General features: G+C 63.4%; 4 protein-coding genes. 3 read left to right on the plus strand and 1 reads right to left on the minus strand.

Annotation, left to right across the window (positions count from 1 at the left end; all coding sequences use genetic code 11):
• Positions 1 to 1,587 (minus strand): molybdopterin cofactor-binding domain-containing protein (locus WB402_RS03300; protein WP_424205492.1); only part of this gene is annotated, 1,587 nt, incomplete at its 3' end.
• A gap of 291 nt (positions 1,588 to 1,878) precedes the next feature.
• Between WB402_RS03300 and WB402_RS03305 the strand changes: the two genes are divergently transcribed.
• From WB402_RS03305 to WB402_RS03315, 3 genes are all read left to right on the plus strand, one after another.
• Entirely contained in the window at positions 1,879 to 2,622 is a 744-nt protein-coding gene (locus WB402_RS03305; RefSeq protein ID WP_424205494.1) for an ABC transporter ATP-binding protein, read from the plus strand.
• A gap of 5 nt (positions 2,623 to 2,627) precedes the next feature.
• Entirely contained in the window at positions 2,628 to 3,431 is an 804-nt protein-coding gene (locus WB402_RS03310; RefSeq protein ID WP_424205496.1) for an ABC transporter permease, read from the plus strand.
• Positions 3,432 to 3,773: 342 nt separating this feature from the next.
• Positions 3,774 to 4,523, plus strand: coding sequence for an MBL fold metallo-hydrolase (locus WB402_RS03315; protein ID WP_424205495.1), 750 nt, complete (start codon positions 3,774 to 3,776; stop codon positions 4,521 to 4,523).
• The last annotated feature ends 101 nt before the right edge of the window (positions 4,524 to 4,624 follow it).

Below are 4,624 nucleotides of genomic sequence, written 5' to 3' on the forward strand. Positions count from 1 at the left end.
CTTCAGCAGCGCCAGCCGATAGGCGAGCGGGTCCTGGCCGGCGGCGTGCGCCAGCTCGTCGATGAAGCACTCGACGGTGAAGCCGTTCTGCGAGGCGCCGACCGAACGCCACGGGCCGACCGGCACGCCCGGATCCTCCTCGACCTGCTCGACCCGCACGCTTTCGATCGCATACGGAATGGTGACCCCGCCCAGCGCGGTGCGTGGCCCGGCGATGCGCTGAAACCAGGCGCGCGGAAAACCGCGCTTATCGAGTGCGGCGCGCAGCTGCGTGCAGTTGGCCGGGCGATAGAAATCGTGCTGCATGTCGTCTTCACGCGTCCACAGCACCTGCACCGGAGCGCCGACCGCCTTGGAAAGTTGCACCGCCTCGATCACGAAGTCCTGCTGCAGCCGCCGGCCAAAACCGCCGCCGGCAAAGGTGGTGTGAATCTGTACCGCGGATTTCGGCAGACCGCTCGCCTTCGCGGCGGCCGCGCGCGCGCCGGTCTGCGCCTGGGTCGGCGCCCAGACATCGCAACCGTCGCGGCGCACATGCGCGGTGCAGTTCATCGGCTCCATGCAGGCGTGTGCCAGATACGGTGTCTCGTACATCGCTTCGACGACGCGGGTGGCACCGGCGAGCGCTTTATCGACGTCGCCATCATTACGGTCCGCGTTACCGCGGCGCTGCACCGCGGCGCGCAACTGCGTCTGGATCGCGGCACTGTCGAGCTTGGCCTTCGATCCGAAGTCCCATTGCACATTCAGTGCCGCGCGCCCGCGCTGCGCGGACCAGAAACCGTCGGCGACGACCGCGATGCCTGAATCAATCGCCACCACCTGATGCACACCGGCCACCGCGCGCGCCGCGGCGGCGTCGTATCCCTTCGGTTTGCCGCCGAACACCGGGCAGCGCGCCACGACCGCGGTGAACATGCCGGGCACGCGCACATCGCAACCGTATACCGCGCTGCCGTTGACCTTGGCGGGCGTGTCGAGACGCGCCCTGGGCCTGCCGATCAGGCGGAAATCCTTGGGGTCCTTGAGACGGACTTCGGCCGGCGGCGTGAGCTTGCTGGCGGCAGCGAGCAGCGCACCATAGCGCAGCCGGCGACCACTGGACGCGTGAATGACCTCGCTGTTGCGTGCGTGACACTCGCTGGCCGCCACACCCCAGGTCTTGGCGGCCGCCGCGATCAACAACTCGCGAGTGCCGGCGCCGACGCGGCGCAGCGACTCCCAATAGCCGCGCACCGCCGTGCTGCCACCGGTCGACTGCTTGTTGGTGAGCGGGTTGTTGAAGTCGGGATTCACCGGTGCCGGCGCGACCTTGACCTTCGCCCAGTCGGCCTCGAGCTCTTCCGCGAGCAGCATCGGGATCGCGGTCATGCTGCCTTGTCCCAGCTCGGAGGTCGCCACCATCAGAGTGACGGTGTCATCCGGAGCAAGATGTATCCAGGAGTTGGGACTGAAGTGATTGCCGCCGAGCTGATAGCCGTCGCGGGTTTCAGTGGAATTCGACAGGTGAAAACCGATAAGCAGCCCGCCGCCGGCTGCGACGGTTAGTTTGAGGAACTGGCGACGCTCGAGGTCCGTTTCCGCCATGACGCCTCCTGCGCTATCGACCGACTGGGGTCGCCGCCCACCGCATCGATGGCGGCGGGTGACACGCGAATAGTATCAGCAGCGGAATATTAGAGAAAATTCCTCGTTCACCCGGTTTTTCGCGCTTAATTCCTTCGCTCCCTTTTACTAAATGCTGAGCAGGTTTATTAGCGGAAACTGTGACCTGAACAAACCGGTATTTCGTCCAAGAATAAATCGTGACTGGCCTCTTTAATTATCGGCTTCCGGTGAGGGCGGCGAACAACGATAATGGGACGGAGATTACCTGACATGCCCCCGGTACTATCGGTCTTCGCGCTCCGCAAGCAATTCGGCGACAAGCTCGCCGTCGACGGCATTTCGTTCGAGGTCAACCACAACGAGATCGTCGGGCTCCTGGGCCCGAATGGCGCCGGCAAGACCACGACCATCAACATGATCCTCGGCGTGCTCGAACCGACCGCGGGCACGATCCGTATCGAAGGCCGCGACGTGGCCACGCAGCGCGCGCAGGCGCTCGCGTGCACGAACTTCACCGCCGTCTACGCGCCCCTGCCCGGCAATCTCACCGTGTACCAGAACCTGCGCTTCTTTGCCCTGATCTACGACGTCAAAAACAGCGCCGCGCGCATCGAGGAGTTGCTCGAGCAGTTCGACCTCACGGCATTCCGCGACGTGAAATGCGGCCTGCTCTCCTCGGGCGAGCAGACGCGCGCGGCGCTCGCCAAGGCCATGCTCAACCGGCCACACTTGCTGCTCCTCGACGAACCGACCGCCTCGCTCGATCCTTCGAAGGCGCGCGAGATCCGTGCGCAGATCCGCGCGCTCGCGCGCCGCGACGGGGTCGGGGTGCTCTGGACCACGCACAACATGGTCGAGGTCCAGGAGGTGTGCGACCGGGTGATGTTCCTATCGCGCGGGGCGATCCTGCTCGCGGGCGACCCGCAGACGCTGCCGCGCGAGCACGGCAAGAGCTCACTCGAGGACCTCTTTGTCTCCGTCGCGCGCGAGCCGCTGACGCTCGAGGCCGGGTGAGTCGCATGCGCTGGCATCCGGTCTACGCCATCGTGCTGCGCCAGTTCTATCTCATGCGCGGCAGCCCCGCGCGCCTGTTCCCGCTGGTCATGTGGGTCGCGGTCGACATCCTGCTGTGGGGCTTCATCACCAAGTACCTCGAGACTGTCGCCGCACCCGGTTTCAATTTCGTTTCGACGCTGCTCGGCGCGGTGCTGCTGTGGGATTTCTTCGGGCGCGTCATGCTCGGCGTCACCACGACGTTCTTCGAGGATGTGTGGTCGCGCAACTTCCTCAACATCTTCGCCACGCCACTCTCGATCGCCGAGTACGTTGCCGGGCTGGTGCTCACCAGCGTCATCACCAGCTCGCTTGCGCTCGTGATGATGTTCGCACTCGCGACCGCCGCCTTCGGCCTGTCATTCTTCGCCTACGGCGCGATGCTCGCGCCCTTCCTGCTCGTTCTGTTCCTCACTGGCATCGCCCTCGGCATCTTCGGCGCCGCCATCGTCCTGCGCCTCGGGCCGGCCGCGGAATGGCTGATCTGGCCGATTCCAGCGCTGATCTCGCCGTTCGTGGGGGTGTTCTATCCGCTCGCCACACTACCCGGCTGGATGCAGACCATCGCGCACGCGCTCGCGCCTTCGTACGTCTTCGAGGGCATGCGTGCGATCGTCGCGGGCGGGACGTTCCCGGCGACGCACCTCCTATGGGCCGCGGGCCTGTCGGTGCTGTACATCGTGCTGGCCGCCGGATTCTTCGTACGCGTCTACCGCCACGCCGTGCGCACCGGCTTGCTCGCGCGCTACAGCGCGGAGACTGTCAGCTGAGAGAAGGGTGATCTGACCCTGACCTGAATACGGAGCGACGGCTTTGACGAAAGTCAGGATTAAGCGGGCAGAAAATATATCGTGCCTGGCCCCTTTAATTTTACAGCATCCAGAAGGCTACCGGCATGGGCAGAAGACGGGGTATGGTTGGTGGTGCATGCTTGCCCCAGGGTCGAGAGATGAGAAAACTTCCGCTTCAGAACTACCGCTAACATTTACGCACACGCGCATCATTTCAACAACCCCACAGAGCCCGCGGCCCGGTGTCAAATACAGTGTGCAACCTTCGCAACCACCCACGGTCCCACTTAACAAGCCGTGTGGATTTCGTAAGGAGATGACGTGATATTCCGACAACTGTTCGAACCGGTATCGAGCACCTACACCTATCTGCTCGGCTGCGAGAAAACCGGACAGGCGTTACTGATCGACGCGGTGCTGCCCACCTGGCAGCGCGATCTCGAGGAGCTGAACAAACTCGGGCTCAAGCTCGCCTATACGCTCGACACCCACATTCATGCCGACCACATCACCGCCGCGCGCAAGCTTAAAATGGAAGCCGCCAGCCGCATCGCGCATCCGGCGGTCGATAATCTTCCCTGCGTGGACACGCCGCTGACGGAGGACAAGCCGTTCGAACTCGGCAGTATCCGGATAGATCCGTTATTCACGCCGGGACACACCGACGGGCATCACGCCTACCGCGTCAATGGCCGCGTATTCACCGGCGACGCGCTGCTGATCGACGGCTGCGGGCGCACCGACTTTCAAAACGGCGATGCCCCCACGCTCTACCGCAGCGTGCGCGAAAAGCTGTTCGCATTGCCCGAAGACACGCTGGTGTACCCAGCACACGACTACAAAAGCCGGCGCGTATCCAACATCGGCCAGGAAAAAGCACGTAACCCGCGCCTAGGCGGCGACAAAACGCTCGCGGAGTTTGTGAAGATCATGCAGGAACTGAAGCTCGCTTATCCCAAGTTCATCGATTACGCAGTACCGGGCAATCTTAAATGCGGCGTGTGCCCGACCGGCGTGCCGGAAGATTTGCAACAATACTGCGAACAGATCGGCGACAGCCTGCAGGGCTGAATAATTCGGAAATGGGGCGGTGATTGAAGTAAAGTGAAAACAGAACAGATATCGGCGGAAACTGTGACCTGACCGGGGTTTTCGGGGTTAATCCTGTCCAA

It is taken from the genome of Sulfuricaulis sp. (assembly GCF_049587675.1).
GTDB lineage: Bacteria > Pseudomonadota > Gammaproteobacteria > Acidiferrobacterales > Sulfurifustaceae > Sulfuricaulis.